Origin of the sequence: uncultured Gemella sp., assembly GCF_963525165.1 — a bacterium.
Taxonomy (GTDB): Bacteria; Bacillota; Bacilli; order Staphylococcales; family Gemellaceae; genus Gemella.
On the sequence record NZ_CAURJN010000034.1, the window covers coordinates 1 to 19,005 of the forward strand.

A 19,005-nucleotide genomic window follows, 5' to 3' on the forward strand; every position below is an offset into this window, starting at 1 on the left:
AAGATTCACAAACAGTACAACCAAAAGATACATTAGTTGGAACTGCTTATGATGCTTCAACAGAAACTATTAAGTCTGAACGTATCGAAAAAGATGGTAAAGTATATCTATTGAAAGAAACAAAAGCTGGTTCAGCTTCTGAAAAAGGTAAAGTAAGTGATAAAGAACAAACAATTACTTATGTTTATGAAGAAGTCAAAGAATCAGAACCAAAACGTAATTACGGAAGTGTAGTAGTCCTTTATACTGATAAATTTGGACGTCCAATTTCAGGTATTACTGATACAGGTAAAGAAGTAGGAAATACAGTATTGGATACATCAAATGCACCATTAAATACTAAATACGATACAACTGACAATAGACCACAAACAATTACTACAAAAGATGGTAAGGTTTATACACTGAAGAAAGTTACGAAAGACTCTGATGCTGAACAATCAGGTGTTAAAGGTAGAACTTCTGTTGTAACTTATGTTTATGAAATGTTGAATAATACAGAAGAATTACCAGAAGCACACGTTGGAGTAGTATTAGTGAATTATCAAGATGAAGATGGTAACTTAATCTCAGGAAAAACTCCAGAAGGAAAAGATGTTCCAAATGTAGTAGTAGATACTGATGCAACATTAGTTGGTGAAAAATATGACACAACTGACAATAAACCTACAGTTATTATTGCTGAAAATGGAGATGTATATGAACTTGTAAAAACTTCAGATACTTCCGTTGAAAAAGGTGAAGTTGTCGAAGGTGCTACAATTGTCGACTATGTATACCGTAAAGTTGAAACGAAATTCGTTGATGAAAATGGTAAAGAGATTAAATCATCAGAAAAAGGAACAAAATCTAAAGAAGAAATCTCAGAATACGTGTTCAAAGAAACGAAGAAAGATGAAAAAGGGAATACAATCCATGTATATCGTCAAGTCGTAACAAGTTATGTCGATAAAAATGGTAAAGAGATCAAATCATCAGAAAAAGGAACAAAATCTAAAGAAGAAATCTCAGGATATGTGTTCAAAGAAACGAAGAAAGATGAAAAAGGAAATACAATCCATGTATATACTAAGAAATCTTCTTCAACAGTTTTAATACCTAATACTGAAAATGGTCAAACAACTATTTGGAAAGATGTAGACGGAAATATTATCAAAACACAAGAAAATGGTAAGAAAGAACACTCTGTAATTAATGGATATGTGTATGATCATTCTGAAGAAGATAAAGATGGAAATACTACTCATATTTATCGCAAAGTAAATTCAACTACTTCTGAAGTGAATGAAAAACAAACTTCATATGTAGATGAAAATGGTAAGGCTGTTCAAACAACAAAACAAGGTCAACATCCTCAAGATAATATTGCAGGATACGAATTTGTTCGTACAGAAACAGATGCAAATGGCAATGTACGTCACGTATATCGTCAAATAGCTCAATTACCAGCAACAGTAGAACAACGTAAGAATGAGTTACCAAATACTGGTACTGGAGAAGAAGTAACAATCTTTGGAGCTGCAGCAGCTTCAATTCTTGCAGGATTGGGAATTGTAATGCCTGGTAAGAAAAAAGAAGAAGAGTAATATTTTTTCTAAAACTAAGTATTTGTATTGATTTATTTCAAAGACAGATTAATCAATCAAGACACTAAGGGAGCTCTCCGAATCATTCGGAGGGCTTTTTTAGTACGAATAGAAAAAAATGGTTATCAAATATTGGAATATTCCATTCTATTGTTTTATAATAGAATTTAATAATAATGGAGGTGTCATGTGAAAAAACATTCTAAAAAGAAATATCTTAGTAAAACAAAACAAAGATTTCAGATAGGATTGTTAGTTACTTATATAATTTTATCGATTATCTTATTAGTATTCATATTTAGTTATAAAATATTGGCATTCCGTTATTTAAATATTTTAGTAACACTATTATTAGTATTTGTTGCAAGTTTTAGTATTAGAAATTTCTATTTTTCAAAAAAATCAAAGAAAAATACACGTATTTTACTAATAATTTTTAATGTGTTAAATCTTATTGCAATTTTTTCAATTTATCAATTTGTTGAATTTGCAAACCAGATGAATGAATCAGCAACGACTTCAAGTTACTCGATGAGTGTTGCAGTATTAGCAGATAGTCCTATTAATGAAATTAATCAACTAAAGAAGGTCACTGCTCCAATTGATATTGACGAAGAGAATATTTTAAAATTTGTAGATGAGATTAAAATAAAGCAAAATAAAATCATAGAACTTGAAAAAATCAGCTCCTACTTAGATGCATATAATAGTTTGATTGCTGGGAAAACAGAAGCAATTGTACTCAATGAAGCTTTTGAAAAAATTATTGAAACAGAGCATCCTGATTACTTATCAAAGATTAAAAAATTATATGTTAAAAAATTAACGAAAAAAGTTAAAGGTCCTAAAATGAATAAAGGAGATAGCTTTAATATTTATGTTAGTGGGATTGATACCTATGGTTCAATTAATGAAGTTTCTCGATCAGATGTGAATATTATTTTAACAGTTAATACTAAAACGAAAAAAGTGTTAATTACTACTACTCCAAGGGATTCTTATGTTCCAATAGCGATTGGAGGTAATAATCAAAAGGATAAATTGACTCATGCTGGAATTTATGGGGTAGATGCTTCTATTAAAACATTAGAAAATCTTTATAATATTGATCTTAATTATTATGTTCGATTGAATTTTACTTCGTTTCTAAAATTAATTGATTATTTGGGTGGAATTGATGTCGATAATGATAAAGCTTTTACGGCAGAACATAATGGTCAATATTATGCTGCCGGAAGAATTCATTTAAATGCAGATCAAGCGTTAGGATTTGTTCGTGAACGTTATGCACTAACGGATGGAGACCGTGATAGAGGACGAAATCAGCAAAAAGTAATTACTGCTATTATACGTAAATTAACTTCTACTGAAGCGCTATCGAATTTTAGTGAAATTATGCAAGGGATACAAGATTCTATTCAAACAAATATGCCGTTTGTTACGATGATGAATCTTGTAAATAGTCAGTTAGAAACAGGTGGCTTATATAGTGTGGAATCCATTGATTTAACGGGAGTTGGTCGAATGGATTTACCTTCATATGCGATGCCGAATAGTCAGTTGTATATGATGGAAATTGATGAAAATAAGTTACAATCGATTAAAGATGCCATGAAGGCTATCATGGAGGGAAGATAATATGATTGATCTTCATTCGCATATTATTTTTGGTGTGGACGATGGACCAAAAACATTAGAAGAAAGTGAACAGCTTTTAATAGAGGCGTATCATCAAGGCGTACGAACTATTGTTGCTACATCACATCGTAGAATAGGAATGTTTGAAACTCTTGAAGAAAAGATTCAATTAAACTTTAGGCGTGTACAAGAAATTGTACAAGAAATTGCACCAGACTTAACAATTCTATATGGTGCAGAAGTCTATTACTCAAACGAGATGCTTGAAAAATTAAAAATTGGAGAAATTCCATGTATAAATAAAACATCTTATGTACTAATTGAGTTTGGTAGGAGCACATCCTTTTGGGAGATTAGGAATGCTTTAAAAAATCTATTAATGTTAGGATTAACACCAATTGTAGCACATATAGAACGTTATCATGCGCTTGAAAATAATGAAAAATATTTGAAAGAGATAATTGCTATGGGGTGCTATACCCAAGTCAATAGTTCAAGTATATTAAAGCCAAGATTTTTTCATGATAAGCATAGAGCTTTGAAAAAACGAGCAAAGTATTTTCTCGATAAGGATTTGGTGCATTTCATAGCTAGTGATATGCATAATCTTACAAAAAGACCTCCATATATGAAAGAAGCATATGATATTATCTCAAAAAAATATGGTTTAAAAAGAGCGAGAGAGTTATTTGTAGAAAATCCAAACAAGATTATTCAAAATCAGATATTATAGTAATAAAATAGTTGGGTAAATATGATTAATGTAGAAGAGGATAATATGAATAAATACAGAGGATTAAAAAGATTAACAGATTTCTTTTTTAGTATAGTTTTACTAGTACCTGCAATACCAATTTGTTTAATAAGTGCATTTTTCATAATTTTAGAGACAAATGGTAATCCATTGTATATCCAAGAAAGAGTAGGATTAAATGGAAATAAATTTAAAATCTATAAATTACGTTCTATGTATAATGACGCAGAAAAGGATGGACATAAATGGGCTGAAAAGAAAGACTCACGAATTACAAAAGTAGGTGCAATTATTCGAAAAATTAGAATTGATGAATTACCTCAATTAATTAATATTATTAAAGGAGAAATGGCCATTATTGGTCCTCGTCCAGAAAGACCTGAATTTATTGAGGAATTTTTAAAAGAAATTCCAGATTTCAATGATCGATTAGCTGTTAAACCAGGTATTACTGGATGGGCTCAAGTAAATGGTGGTTATGAATTATCACCAAAAGAAAAATTAAAATACGATCAATATTATATTGAACATGAGAATTTCAAATTAGATATATTAATTTTATTTAAAACAATAAAGGTTGTATTTACGGGTGAAGGTTCTAGATAATAGAATGAAAGGAAGAGGAGTATAAAAAATGGATATTTCTAATAATATGACAAAAATATATAGTGTAATTAAGTCAAAATTATTATTTTTAATCATATTTATTTTATTGGGAGTAGGAGGAGTGACATTGTATACAATGTTTGCAATTACACCTGTTTATAGTGTGTCTTCTACTCTTATTTTAAAAATTATGAATAGTGAGAAAAATGATTCTCAAGTGATGGAAGCATTAAATTTATTTCAGAGACAAGCAAAAACATACTTAGAAATTGCAGCATTATCCCCTGTAAAAGAAGCAACAGATAAAGCTTTAGAATTATCTTCGGAAGATGCTTCTAAAATTAAAAGTATTAAATTAACCAACGATTCCGGATCGCAATTAATGACATTAACGATTAAGGCGAGTGATAGAGACTTAGCAGATCAATATATTAAACAATATGTGAAGCAATATAAGCAGTTTACGACAGAAAAATTTGGTCGTGATGATTTAGCAATTGTATCAGAAGCACAAGGTAGCTTAAGACCAATTTATCCGGTTTTATGGAAAAATATGTTGATTGCATTTGTTGTATTTTCATTTATTGCTTTTAATATTATTTTTATTCGTTATGTAATGAGTGATTCGATTGATTCTTCAGATGAGTTAGAAGAATTAACGGGTGTACCGACACTTGGAATGATTCCAGTAATAGAGAAAAAAGAGAGAAGGTAAGAAATATGTATATTGAAGTTATTCATAATAATAAGTCAATAGCATCAGAATCTTTTAAAACATTACGAAGTAATATTCAATTTTCAAATTATGGACAGAGTATTAAAACGATTGTTGTGACCAGTTCTAATCCAAATGAAGGAAAAAGTGAAGTAAGTATTAATCTTGCAGCTTCATTGGCTCAACAAAAGAAAAAAGTTTTGATTATTGATGCAGATATGAGAAAACCCACTCAACATAAAATTATTGGAACAAAAAATACTGTTGGATTGAGTAAATTCTTATTGAGAGAAGTTGGTGCTGAAGCGATTCAACGTTTAAATATTTTAGATGTAAATTTAGATGTTCTAACATCAGGTCCAATTCCACCTAATCCATCGGAAATGTTGGCAAGTACCACTATGGAACAATGTCTTAAAGCATTTGTGGATTATTATGATTATGTGATTATTGATACTCCACCTCTACTTGCAGCTACTGATGCTCAAATATTAGCTAGAATTGCAGATGCTACAATTTTAGTTGTAGATAATAAAAGAACTAAAAGAAGACAAATTATTGAAGCAAGAAAACGATTAGATAATGTTGGAGCTAGATTCCTAGGAACAGTTATGAATAAATTAAAATTAACTGATGGGGATAATTATTATTACTATTATGAATATTAATTGATAATACAAACAAAGAAAGGAAACCATATGCTAGTTTATATTTTTATATTTATTTATCTGACTTTTTTGGCGTTCCTCTCTTTGTTTTTTGAGGATAAAAAATCAGAACTTAAATTTTTTATATTTCCAACTTTTATTTTGTTTTTAGTAATCGATGGATTTAGAAAATCTAGTGTAGGAAGTGATTTGCATGTTTATGTATCTATTTTTGAGAAAAATGCTTTGAAACTCCCTGGCTTCTCAAATTTTTTTAAGTCTCGCTTTGAATCTGGATATATTTTAAGTAATCAAATTATCCGTAGTTTGACAGATCAATATACCGTATTCTTATTTATTTTTGCCATTATTACCTTATTGATTTGGTTCTATGTTCTGTCGAAGTATTCTAAAAATATATATATTAGTTTAATGATTTATTTTAGTTCTTTAGGGATGTTTCTATATTCCTTCTCAAATATTCGTCAAGGTTTAGCTGTTGCTATTGGTTTCTTAGGATTTTACTTTTTGTTTGAAAAGAAAAATATTAGAGGAATAATTTGTATTTTATTAGCTCCATTGTTTCATAGTTCTGGAGTGATTTGTATTTTATTTTTACTTTTTAAAAATGTAAAACTGAATTATAAATACTACAGTGTTCTGCTTTTAATCACTTTAGCGTTATTACCATTTACTAAAATACTTTTTGCAACTATTATTAGTGTTTTTCCTCAATATATCTCATATTTAGAATCCTCTTGGTTTATAGAAAGTAATAAATGGGCTCCAGTGTTATTAACCATTCTGTATGGGTTGATATTTGTATTTGGTGAGTTAGTTATGAAAAACCAACTTTTAACGAAACGAGAAGAAGCGATTAAAACATTATTTTTTATAAATTTAATACTGACAATGACGACATTACAAACGGCATTATTAGAAAGATTTGTTTTTTATATTTCTCCAATCGTAACATTATATATTCCAATGGTTTTGTATAAGATTACAGAGAAAAAGTTAAGATGGATATTGTTCTATGTTACTGTTATTATTTATTTCGTAATTTTATTAGTATTTATTTATTTTAAACCGGAATGGTATCAAATTGTTCCGTATCGTTCGGTTATAACCGATTGGTTGATTGGAAATTAAGAAGAGGTGTATAAATGGAATTTTCAGTTTTAATAACCGTTTATAAAAAAGAAATTCCGGAAAATCTGAGAAAAAGTATCCTGAGTTGTTATCAACAAACTATAAAACCTAAGGAAATTATTTTAATTTGTGATGGAGAATTGACAGCAGCTTTAAATGAAGAAATTGATCTACTAAAAAAAGAAATACCTGTTTTACTAGTTTATCAATTACCTGAAAATTTAGGATCAGGACCAACGTCACGCTTTGGTGTGAAAAAATGTCAAACAGAATTAATTGCTAGAATGGATAGCGACGATTACTGTGTAGCTACAAGATTTGAAAAACAATTAAAAGTATTCGAAGAAAATCCAAATCTTATTATGGTTGGTTCTAATATTTTAGAGAAGAATACAGAGTTTACTGCATTAAAGAAAGTACCTGAAACTACGGAGGAAATTCGTCGGTATTCGAAAATGAGAAATCCCTTTAATAATCCTTCTAGTATGATGAAAAAAGAGTATATTTTAAAATCGGGTAATTATCGTGAATTTCGATATTTGGAAGATTATGATCTAACGATGAGATTATTACATGATAATCCAACCAAAGATTTTTATAATATTCAAGAACCTTTAGTTGTGATGCAAACAAATGATTCTAGCTATCTAAGAAGAGGCGGATTATTGTATGTGAAGACAGATTTTATTCTACAATTAGATTTTTTTCGTAGAGGAGATATTCATTTATTTGAATTTGTAAGAAATGTTTTTATTCGAAATGTAATTAGATTGTTACCGAATCAGTTTAGAAAATGGATTTATAAGAGAAGATTACGAGAAGAAGTATAGAGGTGAGTAGATGAAATATCGAGTGATGCATGTTTTAGGAGCAGTTGATGGAAGTGCAACTGGAGTTCAAAGTTTTATTAAAAATCATATTCAAGTAGAGGATGAAGAATTTGAATATATGGTTGCTGAATCGAATGGAGATGCTCATTTTCCTTTTAATCAATACTTAGATGGAATTGGAATTGAACGGATTGTATTTCCTGAATTAAAGATATCTAAAGTATTCGATTATTTTAGAGAATGTAGAGAGTTTTATAAAACAAACACTATTGATATTTTACATGTGGATAATCCAATTACGGCTTTTATCCATAATTACTATGCTAAAAAAAATGGCGTTCCGGTTCGAATTTATCATAATCATAATAGTCAGTTTTCAGATACTTGGGTAAAAAGTATTCGAAATCGATTATTAGTTTTTTTAGCATTAAGAAATGCAACGCATCGAATTTCTTGTGGACAATTAGCTGGAGAGAAAATTTTTGGAAATAAATCCTTTCAGATTATTCCGAATGCGATTCAGATTGATACATTTAAGTTTTCTACTATGTATCGAGAAGAAATTCGAAAAGAATTTCTAATTCCTGAACATCAAAAAGTAGTTGGGATGGTAGGAATCTTAGATACAAGAAAAAATCAGAACTTCTTAATTGAGATTGCTAAAGAGTTACCCGATGTTATTTTCCTATTAGTTGGAGAAGGTCCAAATCGTTTGAAGCTGGAAGAAAAATGTACGGGCTTGAAGAATGTTATATTTACAGGAAACAGAAATGATGTATATAAGTTTTATTCAGCTTTTGACATTTTTGCTTTTCCTTCTTTATTTGAAGGTTTTCCGATGGTTTTAGTTGAAGCACAGTGTGCTGGGCTAAATGTTATAATGAATGAAACCATCGATGTAACTACTCAAATAGTGGATAAACTATGTACTTCTATGCCTTTAGAAAAAAATAAATGGAAAACTTATATTGAACATACACCTGTTTTAGCGAATGAAAGACCTCTTGGAGAAGAATTACAACGATTTAATATCGTTGAAAATTTTCAACAATTAAAAGAATTGTATAAAAAGGGATTGAATGATGCTAAATAATTATTTGAAAGGAAATGACTTATGATTAGTGTAATTGTACCCGTTTATAATGTAGAAAGATATTTAGAAGAATGTCTCAACAGTATTCAACAGCAAAGTTACACAGATATCGAAGTTATATTAGTGAACGATGGATCTACAGATCATTCTAAAATAATTTGTGAGAGATATTGTGAAGAGGATAGTCGATTCTATTTACTGAATCAAACTAATCAAGGTCAAAGTTCTGCAAGAAACGTTGGTGTAGCAGCTTCAAAAGGGGAGTTTATTGCATTTGTAGATAGCGATGATATCATTCAGAAAAATTATTTAGAAAAGTTAATGCAATATATGACTGAAGAAGTAGATATTGTTGAAAGTAACTTTACTGTATCTAAAAAAGATTTTCTTGTTGAAAATTCTAAAGAAACAACGATTCTATTTGAAGGGAATTCAAATGAAGCGGTAAAAATCTTTCCGAATCATGTTTTAAGTGTTAATCCAGTTACTAAACTTTATAGAAGAGAAATTGTTGAATCACTACCTTATCCAGAAGGCTTAATTTTTGAAGATATTTATTGTGGTATTGGAATGTTAAAATATATTCGAAAAATTATAAAAATTGATTATATAGGTTATTATTATAGACAACATCAAACTAGTACGATGCATCAAGATTTTAGTACAAAAAAATTAGATGTATTTACTGTTTGTGACAAATTAGTTGAGCTGTATTCTGATAGGGAGGAACTTCTTCCTTATATTGGAAGTTTTTTAGTACATAAAGCAACAATGCATTATCAGAATGATATCAAGAGAGGTAATCCATATGCAAAATTCTACAATCAGAAATTAGCAGAGTATGTAAATTTGACAAAGAAAAATCCTGAATTAGCTAGAAATACACGTTTTATTAAGCTTTATAATATATGTCCAAAATATTATAATTCGCTAATTTTTCCAATTTATCATTTTCTTTGGAAGTTAAAAAATGGTGTTAAAGAAGTAGAGATAGAAGAATAATAGTGAATGAGAAGGAAATTATTTTATGATTAGTATAATCGTACCCGTTTATAACGTAGAGGAATATTTAGAAGAATGTCTAGAAAGTATTTGCAAGCAGACTTATACAGATATCGAAGTGGTATTAGTTAATGATGGTTCTACTGATGGTTCAAAAGAAATTTGTGAGAGATATTGCCAGAAGGATAGTAGGTTTAAGTTGATTAATCAAGAGAATCAAGGACAAAGTGCTGCTAGAAATAATGGAGTAATTGTTTCGACAGGTGAATACATTACTTTTGTGGATAGTGATGATGTTATTTCTACAAAATATGTAGAAATTTTAAATCGCTATATGACTGAAGGAATCGATTTAGTTGAGTGTGAATATAGAGCTGTTAGAAGTGTTTTTAATAAACTTAGCCAAAAAGAGAATATTCAAATAGTATTTGAAGGGAATTCGGAAGAGGCAATTATAGAATCTTGTAATTACGGCTTATCATATAGTCCAGTTGTTAAATTATATCGAAGAAATCTATTAGAGAATTTTCCATTTTTAAATGGTGTTATTTTTGAAGATATATATCATGGAGTAGGAATTCTAAAATTTATCCGTAAAATGGTGAAAATTGATTATGTAGGATACCATTATAGAGAACGTTCAAACAGTACGATGCATAGAAAATTTTCCGAAAAAAATCTAGATGTTTTTATTAGTAGTGATAAATTAGTTGAATTGTTCTCCTCGGATAAAAAATTATTACCCTATATCGGAAAATTTTTAGTCCAAATTGTAACGACTCATCATAATTATTTCACTGAAAAGATTAATCCATACCAATCGATGTATGAAGAAAAATTGAAACAGTATGTCGCAATTGTGGAAGAATCTCCTGAAGTAGCAAGGAGTAGTAAAATGATAAGAATGTATAAATTAGCACCTAGTTTATATCTTCGATACACTTTTCCATTTGTATATAAAACATGGGGAAGGCTGAAACATCTAAAAGAATTAGTGATTAAAGGAGAATAAAATTGGATGTTCATAAATTGATCAGTGTAATTGTACCTGTTTATAATGTGGAAGAATATTTAGAGGAATGTTTAGATAGTATTAAATATCAAACTCATAAAAACATTGAAGTCATATTAGTGAATGATGGTTCAACTGACGGTTCAAAAGAAATATGTGAATTGTATTGTAAAAACGATAGCCGTTTTAAGTTGATTAATCAAGTAAATCAGGGATTGAGTGAAGCGCGTAATGTAGGACTACAAGAATCAGTAGGTGAATATATATTCTTTGTTGATAGCGATGATGTAATTAAAGTCGATATTTTAGAAACGTTGCTAACATTTATGATAGATAATGTCGACATTGTAGGATGTAATTTTTCTTCCAATAAAGAATATTTAACACTCCAAACAAATCCAAACATCGTATTTCAAGGAAATTCTTCTGAGGCTCTTTCAAACTGTCTGAATTATGGAGCAGTTCGCTTTTTTGCGTGGTCTAAACTTTATAGAAGAAACATTGCAGAGGCTGTTCCATTCTTAAAAGGTCTTATTTATGAAGATACTTACACAGGATTTACCAATTTAAAATATATTCGAAATATGGTCGTTATTGATACAATTGGCTATTTTTATAGAGTACGTCAAGATAGTATTATGAGAAAAAAATATAGTGAAAAAAATCTGGATGTTTTTAAAATATGTGATTCATTATTGGAAGAATTCCAAAATCATGAATTATTTCCATATATCGGTAGGTTCACATTTTTGGTAATAATTGAACATCTCCTTTTCTACAACATTCGAAAGAATCATATTTATTATAAGTCTTATTGCGACCATATAAAAAAATATGCAAATATTGCAAAGAAATCATCCGAGGTTCTCAGAAGTTGTAGAATTTTAAGATGGTATTTAAAATGTCCAAAATTTTTTTCACGATACCTTTTCATTTTGTATTTTAAGTACATATCTATTGTGAATAAGAAAAAAGCGAATATATAAGGGGTTATAAATTTGATTAGCGTTATTGTACCAGTTTATAATGTTGAAGAATATTTAGAAGAATGTCTTGAAAGTATTAAACGTCAAACCTATACCGATATTGAAGTGATATTAGTCAATGATGGCTCAACAGATAGATCAAAAGAAATTTGTGAGAGGTATTGCGAAAAGGACAGCCGTTTTAAGTTAGTTAGTCAGGAAAATAAAGGACAAAGTGTAGCGAGAAATCTTGGAATGGCTGAATCTAAGGGTGAATTTATTTCATTTGTTGATAGTGATGATGTTCTTAAAGAGGATATGTTGGAACAATTGCTGAAACAAATGACTTCTGAAGATATTGATATTGTTGAGTGTTGGTATACGAACGAAAAACAAGAATTAGAGTTATCAACACCAAAAAATGTGAAAATTATTTTTCAAGGGAACTCTAAAGAAGCTTTGATTTCTTTATGCAGAGATAATATTGTTCGATTAAATCCTGTTGCTAAACTTTATCGAAGAGAAGTGATAATCAATTTTCCATTTTCGGAAGGGGTTATATACGAAGATGTTTTCGCTGGTATTGGAATTTTAAAACATATTCGTAAAATGGTGAAAATTAATTATATTGGCTATTATTATCGTGTTAGACAAGGTAGTACAATGAATCGAGAATTTAATATAAAAAATTTAGATTTATTTACGATTTGTGATAAGTTGGAGCAATTATATCAAGGTGATACAGATTCACTTGCGTATATTCATCGTCGCTTATTCCACTTAGTTTTGATGCATGTTGTTGATTATCACATATTTGAGGGGAATCCTTATAAAGAAAAATATGTAGAGTATTTAAATCGATATGCAAAAGGATCAAGTCGTTCATTGGTCATGCGAGCGTATCAGTTATTCCCTCAAAATATTGTTTTTATTTCTAGAGTTGCTGGAGCGATTCAATGGAGAGTAGAAAAATATTTTATAAGAGGTGTATGGAAAGGAATGAAGTAGCATGAAATATTACTTAAAAGAATTTTATGCGAAGGAGAATCATGCAGGATCTAAAGCTAGATTAGATGCTGAAAAAATAATGATAGAAGCAGGATATCATCCTTTTTTTCAAAATAATGATTCAAATTCTATTACATTGACTGAAAATGATGTACTAGTTTTACAGTTTCCATTATTATGGCATTCATTAAAAGCGTTAATTTTAATGAAATTATTGAGAAAACGTCAATTCAAAGCTTATCTTCTTATTCATGATATTGAATCACTGAGAAACAGATCTATTAAATCTTTCCAAGATGTTAAATATGCGTTTCTTCATTTTTTGCAAAATAAGACGGTACTAGAAAGAGTGGATGGAATCATTGCACATAATGATAAGATGAAAGATGTACTTGTTCAATTGGGAATACCAGAGAAAAAGATTATTTCATTAGAAATATTTGATTATCTAATTCCTCATTTTGAAGAGAAAAAAACTTATGAGAAGCGTACGGTGGTAGTAGCAGGAAATTTTGATATAAAAAAAGCAAAATATGCAAGACAATTACCTGATAATCCAGAATTTTCAATTTTTGGGATTAACTTTGAAGAAGAGAAACTTCCTCAAAACGTCCATTATAAGGGAGCTTTTTCTCCTGAAGAACTTCCATATTATTTAGAAGGTGGTTTTGGTTTAGTATGGGATGGGGATAGTCCTTATACTTGTAGTGGAATGTTTGGAGAATATTTAAAAATGAATAATCCACATAAAGCTTCTCTATATTTAGCTTCTGGATTTCCAATTATTGCGTGGAGACAGTCCGCTCTTAGTGACTTCGTGACAAAAAATAATTGCGGAATATTAGTGGATTCTTTATTTGAGATTGCAGAACGTTTAGACTCTATTAGTAATGATGAGTATGAAGAATTGATAAGAAATAGTAAAAAAATAGGAGATAATATTCGTAATGGACATTATCTAAAAGTAGCATTAGAAAAATGTGAAAGGAAATTGTAGAAATGTTGAAACTACAATCGTTACAAGAAAAAATCACTCGATATCATCAGATTTTTAGATACTATGGTCCTAAATTAACGTTCACGTATTATCTTACACAACAATCAAATACTCAATACTATGATTTTAGTAAAAGGATTCTTTTAGATTTTGTACTTAAACTACGAAAAGAATCTAAAATAGACTATTCAAATGATGAGTTGTTAGAAGTGACTTCAGAATTTCCAAAAATGATTTGGACAATGTGGCAACAAGGAGAAGCTAACATGCCTGAGGTAGTAAAAGCTTCAACGAAGACAATAAAGGACTTTGCAAAAAGAAATGGTTGTGAATTTATTTTGTTAACGGATGAAAATCTTGTTGATTTTATAGATATTCCAACCGATATCATAGAAAAGTATAAGAGAAAAGAATTAACTGCTGCGCATTACTCAGATATTATACGATTTAGTCTACTTTATCAATATGGTGGAATATGGATGGATGCAACATTATATGTATCTCCTTATGCAACATTAGAAATGTTTGAAGGAGAATTTTTTAGTATGAATCATCCACCGATATTGCCAGAGAAATGGGAACGTGCTATTGGAGATTATAAATGGTCTGGTTTCTTACTAGCAGGGAAAAAAGAAAAATTATATTTTAAACATATTCGGGATTTATATATTTACTTCATCCGCAAATATCCGGTTTTCATTCATTATTTGATGATGGACTATTTTATTTTATCTGAATATGAATTAAATGATGAACTTAAAGACCTAGTGGACGAATTACCAGTCTTAGCTCCTGCTGAGAGAGTATGGTTTTTAAGAGATCATGCTAATGATATTTTTGATGAAAATGTATGGACAGAAGTGTTAAAAACAACACCGATTATGAAAACTACATATAAAATTAATCCAGAGGAATTAATTCCTCAATCTTATTTATATAAGCTTTTTTATGGAGAATTAAATGAATAGAGGGAATGCATGAAAAGAAGTAGAACAGAATTTGCCACTTTAAATACAAGTATAGCTCTTGCCATTCAACCATTTTCAGTTATTATTGGATTTATTAACCGAACAATTTTTGTAAGTATTCTTGGGGTAACTTATTTAGGATTAAGTAGTTATTTAACTAGTATCGTGTCTATTTTGTCTTTAGCAGAACTAGGAATTGGGGAAGCAATGAGTTACGCTCTTTATTCACCATTAGTTAGAGAAGAACACGGAAAAATTAATGCCTTTATGATATTATTCAAAAAATTATATAGAATAATTGGTGTTTCAATTTTCGTTTTTGGTGGTATTTTATCGCTATTTCTTCCTAATTTAATTAAGGACTATACAATTAATAGTGAATTGTACTGGATCTTTTTTTTATTTATCTTTAATTCGGGTTCCAGTTATTTTTTTGCCTATAAGCGAACATTACTTTATGTAGATCAGAGAAATTATGTTATGAATTTAATTAATTTCGGATTGAATACGCTTCGAGTATTTTTACAAATAGCTATTCTTATCTTTACCCAAAATTTTATTTTCTATTTATTAATAGAAACTATTCTAAATATAATTGGGAATGTGATTATGTCGTATATTGTGGATCGATTATACAATTATTTGTATAACGAAGAAATTACCCCTATTAATCAAGAAGAAAAAGAAAAATTTATTCGAAATATTAAGGGAAATACCTTGGGGAGTATTGGAGCAAAGATTGTTTTTCAAACAGATAGTATTTTGATGGCAAAATTTATTAATTTGGCTGCGATTGGTATTTACGGGAATTATACATATGTTTTAGGATTTGTAGCCATGCTAGTGAATACAGTGATGGGTTCCATTACATCTTCTATTGGGAATCTCATTCATTCAGAAGATACAACATTAGAAGCTAAAATCAGTTTTCTAAAAAAATATCAATTTATTGCATTTAGCCTAATTTATTTTGCAAGCATTGGCTACTTATTATTTGTACATCCATTTATTATTATTTGGTTAGGAGAAAACTTATCTTTTAATCAGTGGACTGAAATAGTAATCGTGATTAATTTTTTTCTTACAGCTTATAGACAACCGAATTTAGTGTTGATTTCAGTACATGGATTAAGTTATGAACAAAATAAAAAAGTCATTGCCGAAATTTTACTAAATATTTTTCTTTCTCTATACTTTTTAATAGTTCTAGAGTTAGGAGTAGCCGGAATATTGTTAGGAACAATCGGATCAACATTACTGACTTGTACTTGGTATGAACCGTATAGCGTATTTAAGTATGGGTTAAAAACTTCCTCAAAAGAATATTTTAGAACGATGATCCAACATTTCATTTTAGCGGGATTAAGTATTTTATTTTTTAGTTTGTTGGATTATTATTTTTTAACCCAATTAGATTTCATTTATAGTTTGGTCATAAAAATTATTCTTTATCTAATAGTATTGGGTATCTACATTCTCATATTCAGAAATCATGAAGGTGGAAGACAAATTATTCTGATGATTCAAAAAGTATTAAAGTTGAAAAAATAAGGAGAAAATTTATGAAAAGAATATTAGTTTGTGGTTTAATTCCAGATATTGGAGGATTAGAAAAAATTGTTGTAGATTTTTATAATCATATTGATAGATCAGAATTTGAACTGGAATTTTTATTACAAGGTCCGGAAGATGTTGATTTTAGTGAGCATTTTAAGAAACTTTGCCGAAATAAGATAGTTTTTCATAGAATTCCTAAGTTAAGACCTCATATAAAACAGGCATTAAAAGAATGGGATATTTTCTTTAAAGAAAATGCGCATCGTTATGATATTTTATGGTCGAATCAAAATGGCTTGACTCACTTAGAATTTTTAAAATTAGCTAAAAAATATGGCATTGAAAAAAGAATTGTACATGGACATTGTGCCACAGCTGATAAATTTTATCGTTTTATTCATCCTATTAATCGACTTTTTGTTGGAAAATATGCAACTGATTTTTGGGCATGTGGTACAGAAGCGTTGAATCATTTTTATCACGGTCGAGAACGGGAAAAAGCCTTAGTGATTCATAATGCAATTGAAGTAGAAAAGTTTTTATATGATGAAGAAAAAAAAGTTCAACTTCGACAGGAATATCATATTCCAGAAGATTGTTTAGTAGTAGGACAAGTTTCTCGTTTATATGAAAAACAAAAAAATCAAAGTTTTTGTGTTAAGGTTTTTTTTGAATTAGTCAAAAAAGAACCGAATTCTCGTTTAATTTTTATAGGAAAAGGAGATACTTCTTTTTTACAAAATTTGGCAGAACAATATGGAGTAGCCGATAAAGTCATTTTTACAGGATTGAAAAGCAATATTGGTGAAATGTTAAATTTACTAGATGTCTTCTTCTTTCCATCTAATTTTGAAGGATTACCCATTGTATTAATTGAAGCTCAAGCCAATGGATTACCCGTTGTCACAGCAAGTCATTTACCAGATGCGAAGATTTTGGAGAATTACGATAATAGCTTGTCGTTAAAGGATTCTCTTGAAAAATGGGTAGATAAAATTTTAGCTGTTCGCCATAGTCGAGAAATGGATACTGAAAAAGTAAAAAATCAAATTGTAGAAGCAGACTATGAGATTGAATCTGCAACTCGGAATTTAGAAGAACTATTTAAGAATTAATGAGTTGAAACAAAAAAATAGCTGTATTGAGAAAAGCTTGTTTACGATATATCGTGAGCAGGCTTTTGATATAAAAATATTTAGGAATATAAAAGTTATCTAGTAATACTGATTTGCTACTTTTTACACATATGGAGATATGCTAAAATGAAATAAATATATTTAGGGAGTATTTATAAAATGGGGATTAAAACATTTGAAACCAGGCAAAATCTAATTAATAAATTAAAATCCAGAGAACTTCAATTTGATGATAATAAGATGGAAGAAGTGTTAATAAAATATAATTATTTTAATTTATTTAATGGTCTAGAGAGTTTATTATTAACTTCAAGGGCTCCTAAGAAATATAAAGGAATCAAGTTGAATGATTTTCTGAATATATATAATTTTGATAAAGAACTAAATTCTATTATAGTAAATAAACTCAATTATGTTGAGCAAAGATTAAAAAACTCTATAGCTTATCATTTTGCAAGTCAATATTGTAGTTCCTTAAATGATACAATGCAGTATACAAATAAAAGGAATTATATGGATCCGGCAAATTCAAGAACGTGTCCCTATTCAACAAGATATCCATTTGTTTCTGAGCAAAATTATGCTATTTACCATCATTTTAATGATTTCATTTTATTTAAACCTTATTTTTTATCAAATCTAATAAATAAAAATGATTATATTGAATCAGGATTTTATACAGACTTATCTTATACACCTCCTCAAGGGGTAGCAGTTTATCGGAATTCTGATAATGTAGATAATTTTAATGTTGCAGTACCCTTTTGGGTAGCAATAGAAACTTTAACTTTCGGGGAAAGTATACGATTGCTACATTATTTAAAGGATTCGACTATGACTGAAGTAATGAAAGACTTTGGACTTCCATTAAATAAAAGGGCTGCTTTTTTAAATATGTTTGATTTTTTATTATGTTTAAGAAATAGTTGTGCTCATAATTTTTTAGCTAATAGATTTAGAACACCAACTATGTATTGTGTTAATAATCTTTTATGTACTGTTTTTAGACTAACCCCTAAAAATACTGGAAATAGAATTTCAGTTTTAAAGTTATATGATGTCTTAAAAATTTTGAGTTTTTTTGTAGATTTGTCTGATTTAAAAATTATTTTTAGAAAAATTTGTTTAAAAAATATTTTTTCTTTGGGGATTTTAAAGGGTAAACATTTGAATTATTTAATTTTAAATAGAATGGGATGTCCTAAATATACATCATGGATGAAGATGCTGTCGGGAGAAATATATATTTTGTAATCCCTTGACATAATTTAAAAAAAACTATACAATCCGGAGTTTGACACTTTACAGAAGTCAAAAGGCTCCTAAACGTTGATATAAC

The 19,005-nt window shown here is 29.0% G+C and carries 18 protein-coding genes; all 18 read left to right on the forward strand.

The features are described from left to right. A partial coding sequence (locus RWQ74_RS07030) for a MucBP domain-containing protein (protein ID WP_314397570.1) occupies positions 1 to 1,586 on the forward strand: 1,586 nt, incomplete at its 5' end. A gap of 189 nt (positions 1,587 to 1,775) precedes the next feature. Further along, complete coding sequence (locus tag RWQ74_RS07035; RefSeq protein ID WP_314397571.1) at positions 1,776 to 3,224, forward strand: LCP family protein; 1,449 nt, start codon at positions 1,776 to 1,778, stop codon at positions 3,222 to 3,224. 1 nt (position 3,225) lies between these two features. Beyond that, on the forward strand, positions 3,226 to 3,957 hold the full coding sequence (locus tag RWQ74_RS07040) for a CpsB/CapC family capsule biosynthesis tyrosine phosphatase (RefSeq protein WP_314397572.1): 732 nt from the start codon (positions 3,226 to 3,228) through the stop codon (positions 3,955 to 3,957). A gap of 45 nt (positions 3,958 to 4,002) precedes the next feature. Next, the gene (locus tag RWQ74_RS07045; protein ID WP_314397573.1) at positions 4,003 to 4,584 is read left to right on the forward strand and encodes a sugar transferase; all 582 of its coding nucleotides are present in this window, start codon (positions 4,003 to 4,005) and stop codon (positions 4,582 to 4,584) included. 28 nt (positions 4,585 to 4,612) lie between these two features. Further along, positions 4,613 to 5,299 (forward strand): hypothetical protein, encoded by a 687-nt coding sequence (locus RWQ74_RS07050; protein WP_314397575.1) that lies wholly within the window; start codon positions 4,613 to 4,615, stop codon positions 5,297 to 5,299. 5 nt (positions 5,300 to 5,304) lie between these two features. Next, positions 5,305 to 5,967: a CpsD/CapB family tyrosine-protein kinase gene (locus tag RWQ74_RS07055; protein WP_314110798.1), complete on the forward strand. Its 663-nt coding sequence runs from the start codon at positions 5,305 to 5,307 to the stop codon at positions 5,965 to 5,967. A gap of 30 nt (positions 5,968 to 5,997) precedes the next feature. Continuing rightward, on the forward strand, positions 5,998 to 7,098 hold the full coding sequence (locus RWQ74_RS07060; RefSeq protein WP_314397577.1) for an EpsG family protein: 1,101 nt from the start codon (positions 5,998 to 6,000) through the stop codon (positions 7,096 to 7,098). 14 nt (positions 7,099 to 7,112) lie between these two features. Beyond that, the gene (locus tag RWQ74_RS07065; protein ID WP_314397579.1) at positions 7,113 to 7,928 is read left to right on the forward strand and encodes a glycosyltransferase; all 816 of its coding nucleotides are present in this window, start codon (positions 7,113 to 7,115) and stop codon (positions 7,926 to 7,928) included. A 10-nt stretch (positions 7,929 to 7,938) separates the two neighbouring features. Then, entirely contained in the window at positions 7,939 to 9,021 is a 1,083-nt protein-coding gene (locus RWQ74_RS07070; RefSeq protein WP_314397580.1) for a glycosyltransferase, read from the forward strand. Positions 9,022 to 9,042: 21 nt separating this feature from the next. Then, positions 9,043 to 10,023 (forward strand): glycosyltransferase family A protein, encoded by a 981-nt coding sequence (locus tag RWQ74_RS07075; RefSeq protein ID WP_314397581.1) that lies wholly within the window; start codon positions 9,043 to 9,045, stop codon positions 10,021 to 10,023. A gap of 25 nt (positions 10,024 to 10,048) precedes the next feature. Further along, on the forward strand, positions 10,049 to 11,035 hold the full coding sequence (locus RWQ74_RS07080) for a glycosyltransferase family 2 protein (RefSeq protein ID WP_314397582.1): 987 nt from the start codon (positions 10,049 to 10,051) through the stop codon (positions 11,033 to 11,035). Positions 11,036 to 11,037: 2 nt separating this feature from the next. Beyond that, entirely contained in the window at positions 11,038 to 12,021 is a 984-nt protein-coding gene (locus RWQ74_RS07085) for a glycosyltransferase (protein ID WP_314110810.1), read from the forward strand. 12 nt (positions 12,022 to 12,033) lie between these two features. Beyond that, on the forward strand, positions 12,034 to 13,008 hold the full coding sequence (locus RWQ74_RS07090) for a glycosyltransferase (RefSeq protein ID WP_314397583.1): 975 nt from the start codon (positions 12,034 to 12,036) through the stop codon (positions 13,006 to 13,008). 1 nt (position 13,009) lies between these two features. Further along, positions 13,010 to 14,005: a hypothetical protein gene (locus RWQ74_RS07095; protein ID WP_314397584.1), complete on the forward strand. Its 996-nt coding sequence runs from the start codon at positions 13,010 to 13,012 to the stop codon at positions 14,003 to 14,005. A 2-nt stretch (positions 14,006 to 14,007) separates the two neighbouring features. Then, positions 14,008 to 14,973: a capsular polysaccharide synthesis protein gene (locus RWQ74_RS07100; protein WP_314397585.1), complete on the forward strand. Its 966-nt coding sequence runs from the start codon at positions 14,008 to 14,010 to the stop codon at positions 14,971 to 14,973. Positions 14,974 to 14,982: 9 nt separating this feature from the next. Continuing rightward, positions 14,983 to 16,524: a hypothetical protein gene (locus tag RWQ74_RS07105; RefSeq protein WP_314397586.1), complete on the forward strand. Its 1,542-nt coding sequence runs from the start codon at positions 14,983 to 14,985 to the stop codon at positions 16,522 to 16,524. Between the two features lie 11 nt (positions 16,525 to 16,535). After that, positions 16,536 to 17,645 carry a glycosyltransferase gene (locus tag RWQ74_RS07110; RefSeq protein ID WP_314397588.1) on the forward strand — a complete coding sequence of 370 codons (1,110 nt, stop codon included), beginning with the start codon at positions 16,536 to 16,538 and terminating at the stop codon, positions 17,643 to 17,645. 180 nt (positions 17,646 to 17,825) lie between these two features. Further along, positions 17,826 to 18,920, forward strand: a complete 1,095-nt coding sequence (locus tag RWQ74_RS07115) for an Abi family protein (protein ID WP_314397589.1) — start codon at positions 17,826 to 17,828, stop codon at positions 18,918 to 18,920. The last annotated feature ends 85 nt before the right edge of the window (positions 18,921 to 19,005 follow it).

Excerpts from the sequence above, each read along its gene's own strand:
- RWQ74_RS07040 (WP_314397572.1), top strand. The coding sequence starts at position 3,226 with ATGATTGATCTTCATTCGCATATTATTTTTGGTGTGGACGATGGACCA.
- RWQ74_RS07045 (WP_314397573.1), top strand. The coding sequence starts at position 4,003 with ATGAATAAATACAGAGGATTAAAAAGATTAACAGATTTCTTTTTTAGT.
- RWQ74_RS07050 (WP_314397575.1), top strand. The coding sequence starts at position 4,613 with ATGGATATTTCTAATAATATGACAAAAATATATAGTGTAATTAAGTCA.
- RWQ74_RS07055 (WP_314110798.1), top strand. The coding sequence starts at position 5,305 with ATGTATATTGAAGTTATTCATAATAATAAGTCAATAGCATCAGAATCT.
- RWQ74_RS07060 (WP_314397577.1), top strand. The coding sequence starts at position 5,998 with ATGCTAGTTTATATTTTTATATTTATTTATCTGACTTTTTTGGCGTTC.
- RWQ74_RS07065 (WP_314397579.1), top strand. The coding sequence starts at position 7,113 with ATGGAATTTTCAGTTTTAATAACCGTTTATAAAAAAGAAATTCCGGAA.
- RWQ74_RS07070 (WP_314397580.1), top strand. The coding sequence starts at position 7,939 with ATGAAATATCGAGTGATGCATGTTTTAGGAGCAGTTGATGGAAGTGCA.
- RWQ74_RS07075 (WP_314397581.1), top strand. The coding sequence starts at position 9,043 with ATGATTAGTGTAATTGTACCCGTTTATAATGTAGAAAGATATTTAGAA.
- RWQ74_RS07080 (WP_314397582.1), top strand. The coding sequence starts at position 10,049 with ATGATTAGTATAATCGTACCCGTTTATAACGTAGAGGAATATTTAGAA.
- RWQ74_RS07095 (WP_314397584.1), top strand. The coding sequence starts at position 13,010 with ATGAAATATTACTTAAAAGAATTTTATGCGAAGGAGAATCATGCAGGA.
- RWQ74_RS07100 (WP_314397585.1), top strand. The coding sequence starts at position 14,008 with ATGTTGAAACTACAATCGTTACAAGAAAAAATCACTCGATATCATCAG.
- RWQ74_RS07105 (WP_314397586.1), top strand. The coding sequence starts at position 14,983 with ATGAAAAGAAGTAGAACAGAATTTGCCACTTTAAATACAAGTATAGCT.
- RWQ74_RS07110 (WP_314397588.1), top strand. The coding sequence starts at position 16,536 with ATGAAAAGAATATTAGTTTGTGGTTTAATTCCAGATATTGGAGGATTA.
- RWQ74_RS07115 (WP_314397589.1), top strand. The coding sequence starts at position 17,826 with ATGGGGATTAAAACATTTGAAACCAGGCAAAATCTAATTAATAAATTA.